Source organism: Acinetobacter terrae, assembly GCF_013004375.1.
GTDB lineage: Bacteria > Pseudomonadota > Gammaproteobacteria > Pseudomonadales > Moraxellaceae > Acinetobacter > Acinetobacter terrae.
This window is the reverse complement of the sequence record NZ_JABERI010000014.1, coordinates 50,157-70,706: the sequence shown is the minus strand read 5'-3', so window position 1 is coordinate 70,706 and position 20,550 is coordinate 50,157. Positions and strand designations below refer to the sequence as shown.

Below are 20,550 nucleotides of genomic sequence, written 5' to 3'. Positions count from 1 at the left end.
TTGTTTTCTTCTTAAAATGAAAAAGTCGTGCTAGGGCACGACTTTTTTTTGATTAAAGATTATTTAATGTGCCTTCAGGAAGAACTGAAATCACACTTGCACGCTGAACTTTTACTTCTACGCCACGGCTTAATTCAACCACTGCAAAATCACCTTCAATCTTAGTGATTTTACCCATTAAACCGCCTGCAAAAACGACTTCACTACCTACACCTAGGCTTTCAACCAGGGTGCGGTGTTCTTTAGCGCGTTTTGCTTGAGGGCGCCAAATGAGGAAATAGAAAATTGCGACAAATACAGCAATCATCAAAAGGTTAGTTACCAAACTTGGTTGGGTTGCAGCTTCACCCGCTGCGTGAGCAGTAGAAATAAAAAGGCTCATTTCATTTTCCTAAAATAAAAAACTGTATATCAACAATATGATGATAAATAAAATAACTTGTTCAGCAATTTACCCTGTCTTTTTCTTCAGCGCAAATGCTGAAAGATTAATCTTCAGGACAAGGCGGAACTTCTAGACCACGACACGCATAAAATTCTTGGACATATTGATCAAAAGTACCATTATCCAACGCATCACGGATGTCTTGTGTAAATCTTTGGTAATAACGCAGGTTATGAATTGTACCGAGCATAGAACCGAGCATTTCACCGCATTTTTCCAAATGGAATAAGTACGAGCGAGTAAAATTCTGGCAAGTGTAACAGTCGCATTGTGAATCAAGCGGACTTTGGTCATGACGATATTTCGCATTACGAATACGTACCAAACCATCCGTCACAAAATAATGACCGTTACGTGCATTACGTGTTGGCATCACACAGTCAAACATGTCGACACCGCGACGAATCGCTTCAACGATATCTTCCGGTTTGCCGACACCCATCAGGTAACGCGGTTTATCTTCAGGCATTTTCACAGGAAGATAATCCAGTACCTTGATCATTTCTTCTTTCGGTTCACCCACAGAAAGACCACCAATGGCAAAACCATCAAAATCAATTTCTTTTAAACCATTGAGTGATTCATCACGAAGATCTTCGTACATGCCACCCTGGATAATACCGAACAAGGCATTTTTATTTTTGAGCACATCATGATGTTGAGTTTTACAACGTTTTGCCCAGCGTAGCGAAAGTTGCAATGATTTTTGCGCTTCCTCACGGGTTGCAGGATAAGGCGTGCATTCGTCAAAAATCATCACGATGTCTGAATTCAAGGTATGTTGAATATCCATTGAAATTTCAGGTGATAAGAATACTTTAGAGCCATCAATAGGCGAACGGAAAGTTACACCATCTTCTTTGATCTTACGCATTGCACCCAAGCTGAAAACCTGGAAGCCGCCTGAATCGGTTAAAATCGGTTTATTCCATTTCATGAACTCGTGCAAGCCACCATGTTCACGAATCACGTCTAAACCTGGACGCAAGTAAAGATGGAAAGTATTACCCAAAATAATTTGAGCTTTAATATCTTCAATATCACGTGGGAGCATGCCTTTAACAGTACCGTAGGTACCAACAGGCATAAACACGGGCGTTTCAATCACGCCATGTTCAAGCGTTAAACGACCACGACGGGCACGACCCGACTGACCTAATTTCTCAAACTTCATAAAATATCCTGAACAAGAGCAAAGCACTGCGTGCAGTGCAAGAGCGAATAAACAGTTCGCCGCTAAAAGTTGGCTATTTTCCTAGATTACGCACATAAACGCCAGCGTTGTCGAATTTTAACTCGATACTTTCCTTTTCACGGTATATGTGAATAGTGATCATGATTAAGTAAAGTCTGGGTGTGGCTTGCATGGTATGTGTTCTAACATGAGCTTTATTCTTTTTATGAAGTTAATATTTTTTTTAAATTATAGTTTTTGGGCTTCTTGCGGTTATTTATGAAGGGTGAATACAAGAAGTCCCAAGGTATTAAAAATTAGGTCGATAGTCAAAATTTTGAGTGACCGCTTGATCTCGAAAGGGACGAATGGCTTTTTTACCCATGGTCATGGTGTTCACAATGTTATTGGGGAAAACCTGAATATGGTTATTAAATAGTTCCACATTACGATTAAAAATGGTAATGGCTGCGCCGACATTTTCATTTTGTTCTTCAATTTCATTCATCATTTTCAGATAAATTTCATTGGCTTTAAGTTCGGGATAGTTTTCAACCACCACATTTAGACTACGCATCAATTCTTTATTTAAGCTTTCAATGCGTTGTAATTGAGATACATCGGTATTATTTGAATTGAGATTTAAAATATTCTGACGCAGTTCAGTCACTTTTTCTAAAGTGCCTTTTTCAAAACCTGAATATTGCTCAACTAAAGGCTGTAAGCCATCCAGAATCTTTATTTTTTGACGTTCATAGCTGGCCACATCTGACCAGGCGCGTACAGAAGCATTGTGATGACGAACAATATTATTACGAATCATGATACATGCAACGACCACGGCAATGATCAATAGCAAAAAAATTAACAGCCCCATTTATATGTCCCCAAAACATCCAACCTTGTTATTTTAAAAAGTGCGTTAAGTCACGCTGTAAGCTTTCTAAATAAGGTAATTTAAAAGTGCGTAAGTGTCCACGTAATGCGGAAATATCTTGAATGTTTTTAGCTTGTGTCGATATTTTAAATAAATCAGCAGGACCTAAAAAGCATAAGGTATGGCTCGTGGGATGGAATATTAAATCGCCCTGACGCTGGGCAAAAAAATCAGCCAATTTTAATACAAATGCCGGTGATAGTAATTTCGCAGTTTGCATTTCATCACTGCCAAAAATGTTTAATTTTTCATTGGTCTGAATATCACTGGTATGCCAGGGAAAACTATAAGGGTAATAAAAGTTCTTCCGTGCCGTTGTAACTGCAAGACCTTGGATCTCTACATCAAAAACGAATACACCCCATAAATCTTTATGGACTTCTTTGACTTTGACATCATTGCCATCTTTATCACGGACGCGGACTTGATTGATATAATGGTATTGAAAGACCATGACTTGATGTTCTTTGCCTTCCTCATCTGCCCAGACCGTACTGGCATAATAGGGAATATCATTCGAGAGGGTGCCTTGATTAAACACCGGAAACAGCCGTTTTAAATGGGCAATGAATAAAACCGGTTGCAGCGGAACAGAAATATGTTGTGGTTGTTGCTGGAAGGCTAACTGGTATTTTTTAGCGATGGACTGTTGTTCTAAAAACTCAATGACCTCGTCAATGGGCTTTTTATCTTCATAGCTGATATAGGCCCAGAAAATCATAAATAGTCCGGTCACCAGACAAATCTGTAGCCAGATATTGGTCGGGAGAATAAAAATCAGCAGCATAAAAAAAAGTCCCAGCGCAGCTAAAAGTAGCGGTAAGACATTTTCAAATTTGAGCACAATCGGCGCATTCCACGGATGCAAACTATCTAGGATATCTTGCTGGGTTTGAGCCTGACGACCAATCTCCCATAGCCGCGCAATATTCTGAAAAACCCGTTCATTTTTTTTACGTCGAATATGAATCGAATGTTTAACAGTATCGAGCGGCATGGTGTGCTTCTTTTTATCGGCAAATATTAAGGCGTAATTTTATCAATCAGCATGGCATCGCCATAACTAAAGAAGCGGTATTTTTCTTCTACAGCATGATGATAGGCATTTAAAATATTATCACGATTCGACAATGCTGAAACGAGCATTAATAAGGTGGATTCAGGTAAATGGAAGTTGGTAATTAAACGATCCACCACTTTAAATTCATAACCTGGATAGATGAAAATTTGTGTATCACCTGTCCACGCATCTAATGTACCGCCATGAGCCTGAGCCGCACTTTCAATGGCACGGGTTGCTGTTGTTCCAACCGAAATGACTTTATTGCCACGGGCTTTGGTTTGACGAATCAGTTCAACGGTATGTTCCGGAACATCACACCATTCACTGTGCATGATGTGGTTTTGAATGTCGGTAGTACGTACCGGCAAGAATGTGCCTGCACCGACATGCAATGTCACAAAAGTTTTTTGAATACCTTTGGCTTCAAGTTTTTCTAGTAAGTCTTGGTCGAAGTGCAGGCTAGCGGTGGGTGCTGCGACGCTTGCCAATTTTGTCGGGTCATTAAATACGGTTTGATAGCGTTCGGTATCAATGGCTTCTGCTTCACGGTTGAAATAAGGTGGAATCGGTAAAGCACCGTATTGATCCAAGACATCTAAAATCGGTTGTGAAAATTCGACAATAAACAGGTTTTCGTGGCGACCTTGCACTGTTACTTTTACCGCATCTTCACCAATAAAAAGTTCAGCACCTGCTTTAGGCGAGTTGCTGGCTTTAATGTGGCAGTGTGCAATAAATTTGTCCTGCATCCGTTCCACTAAAACTTCTACAGCGCCACCAGAGGCACGTTTACCTTTCAGGCGTGCTTTCATCACTTTGGTGTCGTTTAAAATCAGTAAGTCACCAGAATCGAGTAAATCAAGAATGTCGGTAAAATGACAATCGTGATATTGCCCTTGTGAATCTAGGTGCAAAAGACGTGAAGCACTACGCGTATCTAGAGGGTAGCGAGCAATGAGTTCGTCAGGGAGATCAAAGTTAAAGTCAGAAAGTTGCATCTTCAATGTATAAAAATAAGAAAAACGTCCGCATTATAGTCCTGAAAAGGGTAAACGAGAGGGTATCTGATGCTTTTTAAGACAAAGTTTTTGCTTTTGCTATAAAAGTGATCAATTGATTCAATTAGATAATTGACAATTCTAAGTTTGATAGTAATATAGCCACCACAAGCTAATGCGCTTGTAGCCCCTTTCCCGAGGTGGTGAAATTGGTAGACGCGGCGGACTCAAAATCCGCTGTCAGAGATGACGTGTCGGTTCGAGTCCGACCCTCGGGACCAGATTCAAAAAACCCCAAGCCAGTACTAAAGGCTTAGGGTTTTTTATTGTCTAAAGAAAATTTCTGACTAAATTTTGAATAAAGAATAACTAAAAAGCAAATCTGCCTTAAATTGTCACTTTTGATCTGTTTGTGTCTTTTTTCATTGTGTTCTATGTGAAAGTTTGTTAATAAAGTTAAGGGGAATAGTTAGTTTTTTTTTATCAATAGGGGTAAAACAAATTTACGAGGCAGATATGAAAATGCAGTTACTCGAAATAGGCTCGGAAACTGAGCAACTCAGTGCATGTAGAATATCATTATTGCTTGGTGTTTTTACTTCGGAAAATCGTGTCGAAGGTTTTTTAAAGTTTGCGCGTGGCATTCTGCAAGCAGAGCGTGGCATTCTTGCTTTTCATCATGAACCCTATATTTGGTATTCTGCACCTGAATCGTTTAAAGCGTTTCATGCGCAAAAAGAAGCCAATTTAGTCTCCTTTTTTGAAGGCGATACTATTCTCACAACAAAACATAAGAACTATGCTGCTTTTTCTCAACATGTGCATGATTTGGGTGTTGGGCATAACCGAATTGTCGGTTTCGATTTAAAAATCAATAAAACAGAGTCTATTGGACAAGTCCTTTTATTCGATGAGCAGACTGAAGCCTTTAATGAGGCAAATTTACAGCTGGTGCATGAATTTGCCATGAGCTTGATTAATATCATTGAATTACGTTCAAACTATGCAGAGCTCAAAGAATTATATGAACAGCAATCTGCTTTAAATTTTAGTAAAACCAAGTTTTTTCAAATTATTGCGCATGATCTGCGTGCGCCATTTCATGGCTTAATCGGTTTCTCGGAAGTTTTGGCTCAGGAGCGAGAAACACTGGATGATTCTAGTATTCAGAGTATTGCCGATTATTTATTGGACACTTCACAGTCCACCTATAATCTTTTGGAAAGTTTACTGAATTGGGCTATGGCAGAAGGTGGACGCTTTGTTTACCACCCGATTAATTTTAATTTAAAACAATCTTCAAAAATTGTTTTTGATGTCTTGAATAGCTTGGCGGTTAAGAAAAATATCCAGCTGATTGATCAGGTGCCTGACGATATCAAAGTCTATGCCGATATTAATATGGTGACCTCTGTTTTACAGAACTTGGTTTCAAATGCACTGAAATTCACCCATGTCGATGGTACCGGGAAAGTCACCATTCATGCAGAACAATCCGCACAGTATGTTGATATATACATTCAAGATACCGGTTTAGGAATGACTCAACAGCAGATTGACGAGCTTTTTCAACCCCGCTTAACGGTAAGTTTTAAAGGGACTGCCGGTGAGAAAGGCATGGGATTGGGCTTGGTGTTATGTCAACGTTTCGTGGATTTGAATCAAGGTAAAATTTCTGTGCAATCCAAAGAAGGTGCAGGGACAACATTTAAAGTCTCTTTACCGACAGCCCTGAATGCGCATCAAACTTTATCTTTGAATGGTATGAAGCAAGCCATTACTGAATAAATCAGAACAGAATGCTAAATTTATTTTCCACTATTTCTTTTCAGCTGATATAACTAGAAAAAACTCGGCTGAAGGTTTGAAAATGAATGCGGAACAATTGCACAAAACATTACGTGCTAGCCAATACGCAGAACAAGTATTGGGAAATCATGCAGTACTCCTCGAACAAGATTATGCAATTGACCAATTTCTCGTTCCTTTAAGCACCAATCAAATCCAGAATTTTGTTGATACTGCTTTAGACAACATCACCGATGAAAGCACATGGATGCGTGCCATTCGTGTTCTTCGCGCACGTTTGATGTTTCGCTGGATCTGGCAGGATGCCAATCAACTTACCGATGTGGTCACCTTGACCCGTGAGCTTTCAGACTTTGCCGATGCATCTATTTGTGCAGCAAAAAAATTCGCACGTATTCCTCTGGTTGCAAAGCACGGAGAGCCGATGGGTTACAACGGTACGGTACAAGATTTAATTGTGGTTGCCATGGGTAAACTGGGTGCTCAAGAACTTAATCTTTCAAGTGATATAGATCTTATTTTTGCCTTTGATGAGCAAGGTGAAACCAATGGTCGTAAATGCATTGATGTGCAGCAGTTCTGTATTTTGTGGGGACAGAAACTGATTTATCTGCTGGATCATATGACTGCGGATGGATTCGTGTTCCGTGTCGATATGCGTTTGCGTCCATGGGGTGATGGTTCGGCGCTGGCGATTAGTCATGTTGCGTTGGAAAAATACTTAAGTCAGCATGGGCGTGAATGGGAGCGTTATGCCTGGATTAAAGCGCGTATTGTGACCGGTGGAAAAGAAGGCAATGAACTACTGGATATGACCCGACCTTTCGTGTTCCGTAAATATGTTGATTACACTGCCTTTGAAGCCATGCGTGAAATGAAGGCAATGATTGAGCGCGAAGTACTGCGCCGTAATATTGAAGATGATATTAAGCTTGGCGCAGGGGGAATTCGTGAAGTCGAATTTATTGTGCAGGTTTTTCAGCTGATTTACGGGGGATCTAAGCTTGAATTGCAGGATCGTCAATGTTTAGTCAGCCTGCATCATTTGGGGGGAGTGGGTTTGCTTGATGCGCCAGCCGTGGCTGAACTGGAAGATGCTTATTTGTTCCTGCGCCGTGTTGAACATGCCATCCAAGCCTTGAATGATCAACAAACCCAGTCCTTGCCGAGTGAGCCTGAATTACGTCAGCGTATGATTGAAACTTTAGGCTTTGCTGATTGGGATGTCTTCATCGCATTTCTGAATCAGAAACGCGCCAAAGTTATTTTTCAGTTTGAACACCTGATTAAAGAAAAAGAACCTGATCCTTTGATCGAGAGTTTTAGCTTGCTGGAAAAACAGCTCAATGATGTTTTGGATGACAATGCAAAAAATCTCATCCATGAATTTTGGTATGGGCATGCACTAAAGAAATTGCCGGCTAAAGCAGTGCAACGCTTAAAAACCTTTTGGCCGCATTTGATTGAAGCCATTTTGCAGTCTGATAAGCCACAAGTGGCACTCTTGCGTTTAATGCCCTTGGTTGAATCGGTGATGCGTCGGACGGTGTATCTGGTAATGCTGATTGAAAGCAAAGGTGCGCTGCAGCGTCTGGTTAAAATGTCTACCGTGAGCCCGTGGATTTGTGAAGAACTCACCCATTATCCAGTGTTGTTGGATGAATTCTTGTCGATGGATTTTGAATTGCCCAAACGTCAAGATTTGGAAGATTCTTTACGTCAGCAACTACTTCGCATTGAGATTGATCAAGTAGAAGATCAAATGCGAGTTCTGAGATTATTCAAAAAATCCAATGTCTTGGCGGTTGCAGCCAGTGATGTTTTAGCCGAAAGCCCATTGATGAAAGTATCCGATGCGCTGACCGATATTGCAGAAGTTTCGGTCAATGCCACTTTACATTTGGCTTATCAAATAACTGCGAAAAAACATGGCTATCCGCTTGATGCTGAGGGACAGCGTTGTTCGCTGGATCACATGGCATTTGTCGTGGCAGGCTATGGAAAGCTGGGTGGAATCGAGATGGGCTACGGCTCGGATCTGGATCTGGTGTTTATTCACTATATGAGTGAACAGGGCGATACTGATGGTCAGAAGCCGATTAGTGGGTTCGAGTTTGCCATGCGGGTTGCTCAAAAGTTGATGTCATTGATGACCACGCAAACTCTGGATGGTCGAGTCTATGAAATTGATACCCGTTTGCGTCCATCGGGTGAGGCGGGGTTATTGGTGACCAGTCTAAAAGCCTTTGAGCAGTATCAGTTGAAAAGTGCCTGGGTATGGGAACATCAGGCTTTGGTTCGTGCACGATCTATTGCTGGTGAAAAAAGTTTACGTGAAAAATTTGAAGCATTACGGTGCCTTATTTTGACCCAACCACGGGATGAAGCCAAAGTTCGGGAAGAAGTTTTGAAGATGCGTCAAAAAATGAAAGACCATTTGGGCTCATCGAAAGAACAACAAAAAGATGGAATTTTTCATTTAAAACAGGACGCAGGTGGTATCGTTGATATCGAATTTATGGCACAGTATGCGGTGTTAGCCTGGAGTGGGTCGAATCCCGATCTCGCCCATTACTCCGACAATGTACGAATCCTTGAAGATGCCGCAAAAGCAGGTTGCTTATCCAGCGACGACGCGACAGCATTGATTCAAGCTTATCTCAGTGAACGAGCCGAGAGCCACCGTTTAGCCCTTGCGAATCAATCCATGCAAGTGAATGCTGCGGACTGGCACGATACCCGCGTGATCGTTTGCAAGTTATGGCAAAGATTAATTGATCCAACTGCAAATATTTGCATTGGATAAAGATGACTGTGTATAAAAATTTGGAGAGTGCGCCATGAACTTGGCTGATCGTGATGGTTTTATTTGGCAAGATGGACAAATGGTTGATTGGCGTGAGGCAAAAATCCACGTCTTAACACATACATTACATTACAGTATGGGTGTGTTTGAAGGTGTCCGTGCTTATGAGACCCCTAACGGAACTGCGATTTTCCGTCTTCAGGATCATACAAAACGTTTGCTCAACTCTGCAAAAATTTATCAAATGAAAGTTCCATTTGATCAAAAAACTCTAGAGCAAGCTCAAATTGATGTCGTACGTGAAAATAAATTAGCGTCTTGCTATTTGCGTCCAATTATCTTTATCGGTTCTGAAAAACTGGGTATCGCTGCAACAGACAATACCATTCATGCGACTGTTGCTGCATGGAGCTGGGGTGCTTACCTCGGTGATGAAGCGATGGCGAAAGGTATTCGTGTTAAAACTTCATCATTTACCCATCATCATCCTAACGTGACGATGTGTAAGGCAAAAGCATCAGGTAACTATACTTTGTCTATTCTTGCACACCAAGAAGTTGCACATTCTGGTTACGACGAAGCAATGTTGATGGATCCACAAGGCTATGTATGTCAGGGTTCAGGTGAAAACGTATTCTTGGTAAAAGATGGTGCTTTGCATACACCTGATATCGCTGGCGGTGCTTTAGACGGTATTACACGTCAAACGATCATTACCATTGCCAAAGACTTGGGCTATGAAGTGTTTGAACGCCGTATCACCCGTGATGAATTCTACATTGGTGATGAAGCATTCTTTACTGGTACTGCGGCTGAAGTTACGCCAATTCGTGAATATGATGATCGCGAAATTGGTTCTGGTTCACGTGGTCCAATTACCACACAAATTCAAAAAGCATTCTTTGATGCAGTTCAGGGTAAAGACCCTAAATATGCACATTGGTTGACTTACGTAAAATAAGTTGATCAGCTAAGATCAAAAGGCGAAAACTCGGTTTTCGCCTTTTTTATTGATTAAGATTTGAGTTTATTTTCTTTTAAGGACACTTTTTATGCATATTGTCTATGTCAGTGATGGCAAAGCGGGGCATCGCTCACAAGCAGTCGGCTTATATAAAGCGATGCAAAGACAAACTGCGGAGGAAGTCACCTTCGAAGAAGTATCCATAGATCAATTGCCAATTTTTAGCTTATTTTCAGCAATTTTTAACAAGAACATTACAGCACTACAGCAACAGCCTGATTATATTTTTGGTGTAGGTAGTCATACCCAGTTGCGCGTTTTACTGCTTGGTCGGGTATATCCTCAAGCGAAAACAATTATTTTAATGAAACCAAATTTTCCGGTAACTTGGTTTGATTATGCCATTATTCCTGAACATGATGATGTTGAGGCATCGGAGCATGTGATTACCACACAAGGTGCACTCAATCCAATTGTGAATGAGCAGAGACATCAGCAAAATAGATTTTTAATCGCGCTAGGTGGATCATCCAAACGCCATCAGTGGAATGAAGAAAAAGTTTTAGATTCAATTCAGCAAATAGTCGATCTGCATCCTCAAGCTGAGATTATTCTGACCACTTCACGACGGACACCGAAAGAATTTTTAGATCATTTGAATGAAAAATCATTCGCTTCAAGGCTAAAAATATTTCCGGTTGAAAAGACACCGCAAGGCTGGATTTTTGAAGAAATGCAGAAGGCGGAAGCGGTTTGGGTGACTGAAGATAGTGTTTCGATGATTTTTGAGGCATTAACAGCGGGATGTCAGGTGGGAGTGATACAAGTTGATCGTTTAAAACAAGACCGCATTACTCAATCCGTAGATCAAATTATTCAATCTAATTTGGTTTCTGATAGTACTTCAATTCAAGCGTTACCTGAACCTCATGCTTTTAAAGAAGCAGAGCGTGTGGCAACATATCTCTTAGCCAAATAATTAGGTTTAAACTGTGATTTATTTTTTTCTTCTATTGCTGATTCTCATGATTGCATTTAGTTACAAATATGCGTGGTGGAAACCAGCAGTAGATTGGAAACGTCCTCGGGTTTTAATGTATCACATGGTCAGAGACCATATTGATGGTGCGAAGTTTAATAAATTGCGTGTTAAACCGACTGAATTTGAAAAACAGGTAGCGTGGATGAAAGCCGAAGGTTTTCATTTTGTCACCATGCAGGAATTACAAGCCAATTGGGGTAAGCATCCTGAAAAAACCGTCGCGATTACCTTTGATGATGGTTATCTGGATAACCTGGAAAATGCCTATCCAATTTTAGAAAAATACCAAGCTAAAGCGACCATTTATGTGGTGGTTGATCGTCATGATCGTGATTGGTCAACCTATAAGAAAGCCCATCATAATAGTGGTGAACTGGCTCGCGAACCTAAATTGAATGATGAGCAAGTGAAGTTTTTGGCACAAAGTGGTTGGGTAGAGATAGGCTCACATACTATGACTCATGCGAATCTTGATAAATTAGATGACGTTGAATGCTTAAATGAACTATCTGAATCCAGGATTCAATTGGAGCAATTAACCAATATGCCTGTCAGAAGTTTTGCTTATCCCTTTGGTATTTATTCTGGGCGTGATGTAGAAATCGCAAAACAGGTCGGCTATAGCAATGCTGTAACCACAAACGAAGGCATAGATTCAGAGCAGCCTGATTTTATGCAGTTACAGCGCATTAAAATCAGTGGTAAAGATTCGATGTTTACCGTGAAATTACGTCTTAAATTGGGTCAGCGTGCTTAATTGTCCTGTTTACGGTGAAATTTTGCGTACATGGTCGAGCTGATTAAAATATTCAATTAAATGTTGATGGTGTTTATCCCAGGTTTTTAAGGGATTCATCCGGCTACCCAAATAAATCAGTACATCTGAAAAGCGTTGCTGAGGGGTCTTGCGAATACTTTTCCAATAGGTAGATAATGCTTTTTTCACCAGAATCGTTTTATTTTCTTGGTCAATTTCGGGATAATTATTTAAAAAATCATGAATGGTAAAAAACATATCGAAGTGTTGTTGTTCGAGGTGACGCGAGAGGCGATTTTCACCTCGAACACGTTTCGTTTCTTCGCTATCTAAGATTACAAAAACACTGTGTAGGTCAGTGGAAATAATTTTTTTGGAATGTTTACCCAAGTTTAATGCTAAAGATTCATCTTGAATAAACAAATGTTCATTACAGCCACCAGCTTTTAGAAACAGCTCACGCGTACACATCACACACATTTGCATAATATTATTTTTCAACATGTAATTAAGCACATTGGTACTACTTTCCCACACGGTAGCAGTGTGTTTTTGAATTTCATTCAGATCGTGGATTTTAACTTTTTTTGCATAACATAGATCTGCCTGTTGTTTTTGCATTTCGTTTAAAAAAACATGCAGGCGATTTGGAGCCAGAACATCATCCGAATCCATAAAAAAAAGATAATCTCCAGTGGCTGCAAATCCTCCCTGATTCAAACGAATTGCCGGCCCTTTATTCTCGATATTTTGAATCACTTTTATTTTAGGATAGGTGTGCACAATATATTCGGCATTTTTTACCCATTCAGGATCACTGGAATGATCATCCACTACAATAATTTCATGTACGATATCATCCCAAGGCTGCAAAGACTCAATTGTGCGGTTAAGTAGCAACCCCTTATTAAAGTGGGTGAGAACAATAGAAATCATGGGTGAACGTCCAGATGATGTTGAATGGCGGCGATGAGGGGTTGGCTTAGGTTTAATTTGGCTAAATTACGCTGTTTGGGTAGGCTAAAGGTCTCATTCAGAGCTTGTCTGCTCATTAGTCTCTCGTCCAAGTATTTTTTATTTAAGGGTTCAAATACAGAGTTTGGCGTATAAATGGAAGAGATAAAGCGTCCTGACTGAATGGCTTCAGCAAGCATGGAGGTGCTGTCTTCAGTAACAAAAATATAGCTGGAGAGCTGTATAAGTTCACTGAATTTTTTCGATTGAGGATCATGAATAAGCTGGAGCTGAACATTGGCATTGTTTTTGAGCGTATTCCAGGTTAACGCCAAGTCAGGTGTTCTTCGTGAATTGGTAATGTAAGCGGTAAGATGATGATCTGAACATAATTTCAAGAATTTCGAAATAATAATTTCATAGTCTGTGGTTTGAAAAGGATGTTCTGTTGTTGGTCCACCCAAGACCAGTAACGCAGACTTTAAATCAAGAGGGTTGGTTTGAAGTTGAGTAAACTCTTTTTTTACAGGTGGGGTGGCCAAGACTACTTGTTGAGCCTGAATATTCTGTGGTAGTGCGGTAATGGTGCATTGAATTAATGCATCATTCACTTTTCTTGTATCACCGGCATAGTAAATAGGTACATGATAGGTGCGACTTAAATAAATTGCATACAGTAAATTAGGCATGCCAGAACAAATGATTAAATCGTAATGCGGCTGAATTATAGTATTTTTATAAATGATTCGGGCAAAGCAGTCGAACAGTACTGGATACCAAGATAATTTTTTTAATAAGCTGACGCACCATTTTTTTAAATCTGGCGTTCTTATTTGATTAATTTTTGTTTCAAAACTTTCTGCAATTTGATCACAAACACCTAAACTTGGATTGAGATGACCTGCCCGTTGATCATGAACAATGAGAATGGATAATGTAGGTTTTGGCAGCATGGGTAAATTGTGTTTATGGAATTTCATTATATAATAGCAAGTTTTTAATTAAATTTACTTATCGTAATAACGATAAAATAGGGTTATGACCAAAAGTCTCAAAATTGTAAATAGTGTATTTGGCGATGCCTCAGGTGGGCGTTGGAATGCGATGATGAATATGAGTAATGCCCTAGAGAGTAAAGGGCATAAGCTTATCGTTGTTGCCAGTCAAGACAATAAAAAATTAGACCACTATGGAAGAAAGATTGAATACTTTTCAAACTCTGGTTTTTATGATTTTTGGTCCGCTTATAAGATTAAAAGATGGTTAGATAAGGAACGACCTGACGTTATTCTTGCCCATAGTGGCAGAGCAGTTTGCCTTTTTAAAAATGCGATGCTATTCGGCGGAAAAGAGATTCCGGTCATTGCAATAAATCACAGTCATAATGTCAAACGAACTGTGCGCGCTGATGGCTTTATACACATTACACCGCATGTCGCTGAATGTGTTGCAGAGGCTTCATGTAAAAAAGGAATTGATCTATCCAAAAAACCACAAGCTGTTATATCTAATTTGGTTTATTTGCCCGAGCAAAAACCTATATTTTCCTCATCTTTAAAAAATCCACCTGTTTTGGGCATCATGACGCGTTTAGTAGATTACAAGGGAACTCATCTGTTAATTGATGCTGTTGCCCTATTAAAGCAAAAAGGATGTGATGTCCGGTTGCTTATAGCCGGTGAAGGTGAAGAAAAGAATATTTTAATGGAGCAGACTAGCCGTTTGGGCTTAAAAGATCAGATTGAATTTTTAGGCTGGATTGGTGGGGATGCAAAAATAAAATTTTATCAAGACATTGATATTGCGGTTGTACCCACCATGAATGACACCCAACCTTTGGCTATTTTAGATGCTTTTTCCTGGGGCAAGCCTGTAGTGGCTAGTGATCATATTAGTGTACAGCAAATTATTCGTGATGGTGAAAATGGCTTAATGGCGAAGTGCGGTGATTCTGAGAGTTTAGCTGAAAAGATTTATTTTTTAATCGAAAATCCAAATAAATTTAAAAAATATGCAGAAACAGCATTTTCTGAAGTAATTGATGAATATCAATTTTCAAAAATAGCAGAAAAACTGAATAAATTTTTATTAAGTATCTAAATTTATTAGAATTTAGAGAGAAATAGAATATAATCCATCGATTATATAAGGGGGTATTATGATTAAGTTTCTGGTTACAGGTGGCGCAGGCTTTATTGGCTCTGCGGTTGTGCGCTACATTATCAATCATACGCAGGATGAAGTCTTGAATATTGATAAGCTGACCTATGCCGGTAATTTAGAATCTCTTGCAGAAATAGAAAATAATCCCCGTTATTCATTTAAGCAAATAGATATTTGTGACACTGTTGCTTTGGAGCAGGCGCTAAAAGATTTTCAACCTGATGTGATCATGCATTTAGCGGCTGAATCTCATGTAGATCGTTCAATTGATGGTCCGGCAGCATTTATTCAAACCAATATTGTGGGAACCTATACGCTTTTAGAAGCAGCCCGAAAATATTGGTTAACTTTAGATGCAGATAAAAATAAGAGTTTTCGTTTCCACCATATCTCTACAGATGAGGTTTATGGTGATTTAGAAGGAACCACAGATTTATTCACAGAAAAAACGTCATACGAACCAAGTTCACCTTATTCTGCGAGTAAAGCCAGTTCAGATCATCTGGTTCGGGCCTGGTATAGAACATATGGTCTACCGACGATTGTGACCAATTGTTCCAATAATTATGGTCCTTATCATTTCCCAGAAAAGCTGATTCCTTTAATGATTTTGAATGCTTTAGATGGAAAGGCATTACCTGTGTATGGAAATGGTCAACAAATTCGTGACTGGCTATTTGTCGAAGATCATGCAAAGGCATTATATCGGGTGGCATCGCAAGGCAAAATAGCGGAAACCTATAACATTGGCGGCCATAATGAAAAGCAGAATATCGAAGTCGTAAAGGCCATATGTACATTACTCGATGAGTTAAAGCCACGAGAAGATCAGCAGTCTTATACATCTTTAATTACTTATGTAACAGACCGTCCTGGGCATGATGTACGTTATGCGATTGATGCCTCAAAAATCGCTAGTGAGCTGGATTGGAGGCCTAAAGAAACCTTTGAAACAGGCCTGCGTAAAACAGTAGAATGGTATTTAAATAATTTACAGTGGTGCCGCCGTGTGCAGGATGGCAGCTATCAGCGCGAAAGATTAGGTGTTCAATCATAATGTCTATACATACTAAAGGGATTATTCTGGCTGGCGGTTCCGGTACACGTTTATATCCAATTACCAAGGGTATGTCGAAGCAGCTTCTACCAATTTATGATAAACCGATGATCTATTATCCACTTTCGGTACTAATGCTGGCAGGTATTCGGGAGGTCTTGATTATTACGACCCCTGAAGATAAGGAAAATTTTGAACGCCTACTTGGAGATGGCTCTCAATTTGGCATAGATCTAAAATATGCAGTTCAGCCAAGTCCGGATGGTTTGGCACAAGCGTTTATTATTGGTGAAGACTTTATTGGCAACAGTAATGTCTGTTTAGTGCTTGGCGATAATATTTTTTATGGTCAAGGCTTTACACCTATGCTGAAACAAGCCATTGCACGTGAAAAAGGTGCAACGGTATTTGGTTATCAAGTCAAAGACCCTGAACGTTTTGGAGTGGTTGAATTTGATAATCAAAAGCGTGCAGTTTCATTAGAAGAAAAACCAAAACATCCAAAGTCTAATTTTGCGGTTACTGGCTTATATTTTTATGATAATGACGTTATTCAAATTGCGAAACAGGTGAAACCATCAGAGCGCGGTGAGTTGGAAATTACTACAGTGAACCAAATGTATTTGGAGCGAGGCGATTTAAATGTTGAACTGCTGGGACGCGGTTTTGCATGGCTCGATACCGGTACTCATGAAAGTTTACTACAAGCGGCACAATTTGTTGAAACACTGGAAAAACGTCAAGGCTACAAAGTAGCATGTCTTGAAGAGATTGCATTTAATCAAGGCTGGTTGACTATAGAACAGGTTTTAGATATTGGCAAAAGTATGAGTAAAAATGACTACGGTCAATATTTGATTTCGTTGGTAAGTGAATAAGGATGAGTTTAATACAGTGGATTGAATTACCTAATTTAGGTGACCAACGGGGCGGATTAGTTGTTGCAGAGACATGCAAGAATATTCCCTTTGATTTAAAGAGACTTTATTATATTTTTGATGCAAAGCCTGAAGTTCCTCGCGGGTTTCATGCTCATAAAGAACTACACCAAATAGCATTTTGCATCAAAGGTAAATGTAAAATGTTGATGGATAATGGTTTCGTAAAAGAAGAAGTATGGATTGATCAACCCAATAAAGGATTGCAAATTCCTCCAATGATTTGGCATGAAATGCATGATTTTTCAGAGGATTGTGTTCTACTTGTGCTGGCTAGTGAATACTATGACGAATCGGATTACATTCGTGATTATGCTGATTTTCTCAAAGAAGTGCGTAAGCCTTTTATTCATCCTTTAGCAGATGTGCAAACAAAAAATATAGGAATAGATACGCGCATTTGGCAATATAGCGTGATCTTATCAAAAGCCAAAATTGGGAAAAATTGTAATATTTGTGCACATACCTTAATTGAAAATGACGTGGTGCTAGGTAATAATGTAACAGTGAAATCAGGCGTATTCATTTGGGATGGTATTACAGTTCAAGATAATGTATTTATTGGCCCTAATGTTACTTTTACTAATGATAAACATCCTCGCTCTAAACAATATCCAGAAGAGTTTCTAAGAACTATTATTGAAGAAGGAGCAAGTATTGGTGCGAACGCAACCATATTGCCGGGTATAAAAATTGGTAAAAATGCATTGGTTGGTGCTGGTGCTGTTGTTACCAAAGATGTGCCAGAGAGTGCAATTGTCATTGGTAATCCCGCTTTTATTAAAGGTTATATGGAATGATTCCTTTCCTCGATTTAAAAAATATCAATCAACAATATCGTAATGAATTAATTATGGCTTGTACGCGTGTAATTGATTCAGGTTGGTATATTGGTGGCAAAGAGTTAGAAACTTTTGAACAGAACTTTGCTCGTTATTGTGGCACACAATTTGCGATAGGTGTGGCAAATGGTTTGGATGCACTTATTCTTACTTTACGTGCGTGGAAAGAGTTAGGCAAACTTCAGGATGGTGATGAAATTATTGTGCCTGCTAATACTTATATTGCAAGTATTCTAGCAATTACAGCCAATAACTTAACACCTATATTAGTTGAACCTGATTTAACTACCTATAATATTGATCCAATTAAAATTCAGCAGGCAATCACGCCTAAAACTCGCGTGATTTTACCAGTCCATTTGTATGGGCAGCTTGCAGACATGCCTAAAATTATGGAAATTGCAAAACAACATAATTTATTGGTTTTAGAAGATTCAGCACAAAGCCATGGCGCTCAATTACAAGGTAAAAAAGCAGGAAATTGGGGTGATGCTTCAGGGTTCAGCTTTTATCCAGGTAAAAACTTGGGTGCTTTAGGTGATGCAGGAGCAGTAACAACCAATGATGCAGAACTAGCAAATATGTTGAAAGCCTTGAGGAATTATGGCTCGCATGAAAAATATAAAAATTTGATACCAGGCGTAAACAGCCGTTTAGATGAAATACAAGCAGCAATGTTAGATATAAAGTTAAAATATCTGGATCAAGAAATTACTCATCGCCGTCAAATTGCCAATTTGTATTTATCTAAAATAAGAAACTCATATATTAAATTACCTTTAGATAAAATAAATGCAAGCGAGTATAAGCAACACGTATGGCATTTATTTGTTGTTCGTACGGATCAGCGTGAAGCATTACAAAAATATTTAGCAGATCATGGTATTCAAACACTCATTCATTACCCAATTCCACCACATAAACAACAAGCGTATAAAGAAATGAATAGCATGAGTTTGCCTATTTCTGAACAGATTCATAATGAGGTATTGAGTTTACCAATAGGATCTCATTTAAATTTTGAAGATGTAAATTTAATTATCCAGGTTTGTAATGAGTTTAAAAATTAATGAGTAATTTATTCACTACTCCTTTAGTTACAGTAGTAATACCGAGTTATAATCATGAGCATTTTATCCAAGATTGTATAAATAGCATTATTAATCAAAATTATCAAAATATTGAGCTGATTATTATTGATGACGGTTCAACTGATCAATCTGTAAAGAAAATTGAACAATTAATTGAGCATTGTATACATAGATTTACTCGATTTGAATTTCGAAATCGTTCAAATAAAGGATTGTGTAATACTTTAAATGAGGCTTTAGCTTGGGCGAAAGGTGATTTTTTCAGTGTTTTGGCTTCAGATGATATGATAATGCCTGATAAAATAAGTATTCAAGTAGACTACTTAACGAAAAATAAAAAATGTGTGGCTGTATTTGGTGGTATGAAGTTTATTGATAATGAAGGTGAAATAATAGGGCAAAGGGTGAAAAAATATAAAAAATTTGATTTTAAGGATATTTTGATACATAGACACAGGCTCCCAGCACCAACTCAATTAATTAGGAAAAGTGTTTTTGATAAAACAGAGGGGTTTAATGAAAACCTAAAAATTGAAGACTGGGATATGTGGTTAAAGTTAAGTCGATTTGGAACATTAGATTACCTTCCGCAGGTTTTCTCTTTATATAGAAGCCACGAAGATAATACAATGAAGAAATTTAATTTGATTTCGCAAGAGCGAATGAAGATCATAAATCTTTATCAAAATAGCCCCTATTATGCAAAAGCATGGAAAAGAATTAAAATGATGGATTTTAGTTATTATATTGATAATAATGATTTAAATAATGCACTAAGTGTTTATATAGAAGTTTTAAAGCGAAACCCTATGCTGGTTTTGCGATTTGCCTATATTAAAAAATTATTTCTAATATATTTTAAAAATGTAAATAAATCATAATTAAATGTTATCTATAAATTTAATGAACTTGGCAGGATTTCCTGCATAAATACTATTGGGTGGAACATTTTTAGAAACTACTGAGCCACATCCAATAACGGAACCTTCCCCAATAGTAACACCTTTTAATATTCTTACATTGTCGCCAATGAAAACATTGTCTTCTATGACTATTGGAAAGCATTGGTAATTTCCATTCATTCTATCTCCAACTTTTAAACCATGAAAGTCTGAATCAGCGATAAATACATTAGGGCCAATAAGACAGTTTTCACCGATTGTTACTGAGGTTTGATCTGCAATAATCACGAAATTATTATTAATAATAGTATTATTTTTGATTAAAATTGAAGCAGAAGAAGTTCTAGCCTCTAAGTACCCTACTGTGTCAAAAAAATGGGGTGATGGATATACTCCTAAGTAGGATTTTTTTATGTAAATATTTCCTTTACCTAAGAATAAGACAGGATAGGTTAATTTACTCTCTATTTTTAATTTAATACAAGTTGATAGTATTTTTTTGTAGAATATACATCTTATTTTATTGTATACCTTTCTAAATTTCATTTACATTAATCCTTTTTTAAACATTTGTATTAAAAATAAAACTTTAATGAATCTTATTTGAT

19 protein-coding genes and 1 tRNA gene are annotated in these 20,550 nt (G+C 38.4%); 12 read left to right on the top strand and 8 right to left on the bottom strand.

From position 1 onward, the window contains the following. Nucleotides 1-52 precede the first annotated feature (52 nt). The 5 genes from yajC to queA all read right to left on the bottom strand — a co-directional run bounded on the left by yajC (nt 53) and on the right by queA (nt 4,617). On the bottom strand, nt 53-382 hold the full coding sequence (gene yajC / locus HLH14_RS07445; protein ID WP_067722948.1) for a preprotein translocase subunit YajC: 330 nt from the start codon (nt 380-382) through the stop codon (nt 53-55). A 106-nt stretch (nt 383-488) separates the two neighbouring features. Continuing rightward, nucleotides 489-1,619, bottom strand: coding sequence for a tRNA guanosine(34) transglycosylase Tgt (gene tgt / locus HLH14_RS07440; protein WP_131271182.1), 1,131 nt, complete (start codon nt 1,617-1,619; stop codon nt 489-491). 310 nt (nt 1,620-1,929) lie between these two features. After that, the gene (locus tag HLH14_RS07435) at nt 1,930-2,496 is read right to left on the bottom strand and encodes a LemA family protein (protein WP_067722944.1); all 567 of its coding nucleotides are present in this window, start codon (nt 2,494-2,496) and stop codon (nt 1,930-1,932) included. 28 nt (nt 2,497-2,524) lie between these two features. After that, complete coding sequence (locus HLH14_RS07430) at nt 2,525-3,553, bottom strand: hypothetical protein (protein ID WP_171532836.1); 1,029 nt, start codon at nt 3,551-3,553, stop codon at nt 2,525-2,527. A 26-nt stretch (nt 3,554-3,579) separates the two neighbouring features. Next, entirely contained in the window at nt 3,580-4,617 is a 1,038-nt protein-coding gene (gene queA, locus HLH14_RS07425; protein ID WP_171532835.1) for a tRNA preQ1(34) S-adenosylmethionine ribosyltransferase-isomerase QueA, read from the bottom strand. 194 nt (nt 4,618-4,811) lie between these two features. Between queA and HLH14_RS07420 the strand changes: the two genes are divergently transcribed. The 6 genes from HLH14_RS07420 to HLH14_RS07395 all read left to right on the top strand — a co-directional run bounded on the left by HLH14_RS07420 (nt 4,812) and on the right by HLH14_RS07395 (nt 11,995). Next, nucleotides 4,812-4,898 (top strand) — tRNA-Leu (locus HLH14_RS07420). Between the two features lie 235 nt (nt 4,899-5,133). Beyond that, complete coding sequence (locus HLH14_RS07415) at nt 5,134-6,405, top strand: sensor histidine kinase (RefSeq protein ID WP_171532834.1); 1,272 nt, start codon at nt 5,134-5,136, stop codon at nt 6,403-6,405. A gap of 82 nt (nt 6,406-6,487) precedes the next feature. Continuing rightward, nucleotides 6,488-9,232, top strand: a complete 2,745-nt coding sequence (gene glnE, locus HLH14_RS07410; RefSeq protein ID WP_171532833.1) for a bifunctional [glutamate--ammonia ligase]-adenylyl-L-tyrosine phosphorylase/[glutamate--ammonia-ligase] adenylyltransferase — start codon at nt 6,488-6,490, stop codon at nt 9,230-9,232. 34 nt (nt 9,233-9,266) lie between these two features. Next, nucleotides 9,267-10,193: a branched-chain amino acid transaminase gene (locus HLH14_RS07405; RefSeq protein WP_171532832.1), complete on the top strand. Its 927-nt coding sequence runs from the start codon at nt 9,267-9,269 to the stop codon at nt 10,191-10,193. A gap of 91 nt (nt 10,194-10,284) precedes the next feature. Next, complete coding sequence (locus HLH14_RS07400) at nt 10,285-11,175, top strand: ELM1/GtrOC1 family putative glycosyltransferase (protein WP_171532831.1); 891 nt, start codon at nt 10,285-10,287, stop codon at nt 11,173-11,175. A gap of 46 nt (nt 11,176-11,221) precedes the next feature. Continuing rightward, nucleotides 11,222-11,995, top strand: a complete 774-nt coding sequence (locus HLH14_RS07395; RefSeq protein WP_214645379.1) for a polysaccharide deacetylase family protein — start codon at nt 11,222-11,224, stop codon at nt 11,993-11,995. A 9-nt stretch (nt 11,996-12,004) separates the two neighbouring features. Here the strand turns inward: HLH14_RS07395 and HLH14_RS07390 are convergent, their stop codons facing one another. Continuing rightward, complete coding sequence (locus HLH14_RS07390) at nt 12,005-12,931, bottom strand: glycosyltransferase family 2 protein (RefSeq protein ID WP_171532829.1); 927 nt, start codon at nt 12,929-12,931, stop codon at nt 12,005-12,007. Next, nucleotides 12,928-13,929: an ELM1/GtrOC1 family putative glycosyltransferase gene (locus tag HLH14_RS07385; RefSeq protein WP_171532828.1), complete on the bottom strand. Its 1,002-nt coding sequence runs from the start codon at nt 13,927-13,929 to the stop codon at nt 12,928-12,930. The genes HLH14_RS07390 and HLH14_RS07385 overlap by 4 nt, the downstream gene beginning before the upstream one ends. A 58-nt stretch (nt 13,930-13,987) precedes the next feature. Between HLH14_RS07385 and HLH14_RS07380 the strand changes: the two genes are divergently transcribed. The 6 genes from HLH14_RS07380 to HLH14_RS07355 all read left to right on the top strand — a co-directional run bounded on the left by HLH14_RS07380 (nt 13,988) and on the right by HLH14_RS07355 (nt 19,921). Beyond that, the gene (locus HLH14_RS07380) at nt 13,988-15,049 is read left to right on the top strand and encodes a glycosyltransferase family 4 protein (RefSeq protein WP_171532827.1); all 1,062 of its coding nucleotides are present in this window, start codon (nt 13,988-13,990) and stop codon (nt 15,047-15,049) included. Nucleotides 15,050-15,110: 61 nt separating this feature from the next. After that, nucleotides 15,111-16,169, top strand: a complete 1,059-nt coding sequence (gene rfbB / locus HLH14_RS07375) for a dTDP-glucose 4,6-dehydratase (protein ID WP_171532868.1) — start codon at nt 15,111-15,113, stop codon at nt 16,167-16,169. Then, nucleotides 16,169-17,047, top strand: a complete 879-nt coding sequence (rfbA, locus tag HLH14_RS07370; protein WP_171532826.1) for a glucose-1-phosphate thymidylyltransferase RfbA — start codon at nt 16,169-16,171, stop codon at nt 17,045-17,047. The genes rfbB and rfbA overlap by 1 nt, the downstream gene beginning before the upstream one ends. A 2-nt stretch (nt 17,048-17,049) precedes the next feature. Then, a complete protein-coding gene (locus HLH14_RS07365; RefSeq protein ID WP_171532825.1) occupies nt 17,050-17,907 on the top strand; it encodes a WxcM-like domain-containing protein in 858 nt (285 codons plus the stop codon). Further along, a complete protein-coding gene (locus HLH14_RS07360; protein WP_171532824.1) occupies nt 17,904-19,019 on the top strand; it encodes a DegT/DnrJ/EryC1/StrS family aminotransferase in 1,116 nt (371 codons plus the stop codon). The genes HLH14_RS07365 and HLH14_RS07360 overlap by 4 nt, the downstream gene beginning before the upstream one ends. Next, the gene (locus HLH14_RS07355; RefSeq protein ID WP_171532823.1) at nt 19,019-19,921 is read left to right on the top strand and encodes a glycosyltransferase; all 903 of its coding nucleotides are present in this window, start codon (nt 19,019-19,021) and stop codon (nt 19,919-19,921) included. Before HLH14_RS07360 ends, HLH14_RS07355 begins: the two co-directional genes overlap by 1 nt. Here the strand turns inward: HLH14_RS07355 and HLH14_RS07350 are convergent, their stop codons facing one another. Further along, complete coding sequence (locus tag HLH14_RS07350; RefSeq protein ID WP_171532822.1) at nt 19,922-20,488, bottom strand: acyltransferase; 567 nt, start codon at nt 20,486-20,488, stop codon at nt 19,922-19,924. Nucleotides 20,489-20,550 lie beyond the last annotated feature (62 nt).

What these genes read in the sequence shown, in the direction of transcription:
- yajC (WP_067722948.1), bottom strand. Translation starts at nt 382, where the DNA reads ATGAGCCTTTTTATTTCTACTGCTCACGCAGCGGGTGAAGCTGCAACC.
- tgt (WP_131271182.1), bottom strand. Translation starts at nt 1,619, where the DNA reads ATGAAGTTTGAGAAATTAGGTCAGTCGGGTCGTGCCCGTCGTGGTCGT.
- HLH14_RS07435 (WP_067722944.1), bottom strand. Translation starts at nt 2,496, where the DNA reads ATGGGGCTGTTAATTTTTTTGCTATTGATCATTGCCGTGGTCGTTGCA.
- HLH14_RS07430 (WP_171532836.1), bottom strand. Translation starts at nt 3,553, where the DNA reads ATGCCGCTCGATACTGTTAAACATTCGATTCATATTCGACGTAAAAAA.
- queA (WP_171532835.1), bottom strand. Translation starts at nt 4,617, where the DNA reads ATGCAACTTTCTGACTTTAACTTTGATCTCCCTGACGAACTCATTGCT.
- HLH14_RS07415 (WP_171532834.1), top strand. Translation starts at nt 5,134, where the DNA reads ATGAAAATGCAGTTACTCGAAATAGGCTCGGAAACTGAGCAACTCAGT.
- glnE (WP_171532833.1), top strand. Translation starts at nt 6,488, where the DNA reads ATGAATGCGGAACAATTGCACAAAACATTACGTGCTAGCCAATACGCA.
- HLH14_RS07405 (WP_171532832.1), top strand. Translation starts at nt 9,267, where the DNA reads ATGAACTTGGCTGATCGTGATGGTTTTATTTGGCAAGATGGACAAATG.
- HLH14_RS07400 (WP_171532831.1), top strand. Translation starts at nt 10,285, where the DNA reads ATGCATATTGTCTATGTCAGTGATGGCAAAGCGGGGCATCGCTCACAA.
- HLH14_RS07395 (WP_214645379.1), top strand. Translation starts at nt 11,222, where the DNA reads ATGATTGCATTTAGTTACAAATATGCGTGGTGGAAACCAGCAGTAGAT.
- HLH14_RS07390 (WP_171532829.1), bottom strand. Translation starts at nt 12,931, where the DNA reads ATGATTTCTATTGTTCTCACCCACTTTAATAAGGGGTTGCTACTTAAC.
- HLH14_RS07385 (WP_171532828.1), bottom strand. Translation starts at nt 13,929, where the DNA reads ATGAAATTCCATAAACACAATTTACCCATGCTGCCAAAACCTACATTA.
- HLH14_RS07380 (WP_171532827.1), top strand. Translation starts at nt 13,988, where the DNA reads ATGACCAAAAGTCTCAAAATTGTAAATAGTGTATTTGGCGATGCCTCA.
- rfbA (WP_171532826.1), top strand. Translation starts at nt 16,169, where the DNA reads ATGTCTATACATACTAAAGGGATTATTCTGGCTGGCGGTTCCGGTACA.
- HLH14_RS07365 (WP_171532825.1), top strand. Translation starts at nt 17,050, where the DNA reads ATGAGTTTAATACAGTGGATTGAATTACCTAATTTAGGTGACCAACGG.
- HLH14_RS07360 (WP_171532824.1), top strand. Translation starts at nt 17,904, where the DNA reads ATGATTCCTTTCCTCGATTTAAAAAATATCAATCAACAATATCGTAAT.
- HLH14_RS07355 (WP_171532823.1), top strand. Translation starts at nt 19,019, where the DNA reads ATGAGTAATTTATTCACTACTCCTTTAGTTACAGTAGTAATACCGAGT.
- HLH14_RS07350 (WP_171532822.1), bottom strand. Translation starts at nt 20,488, where the DNA reads ATGAAATTTAGAAAGGTATACAATAAAATAAGATGTATATTCTACAAA.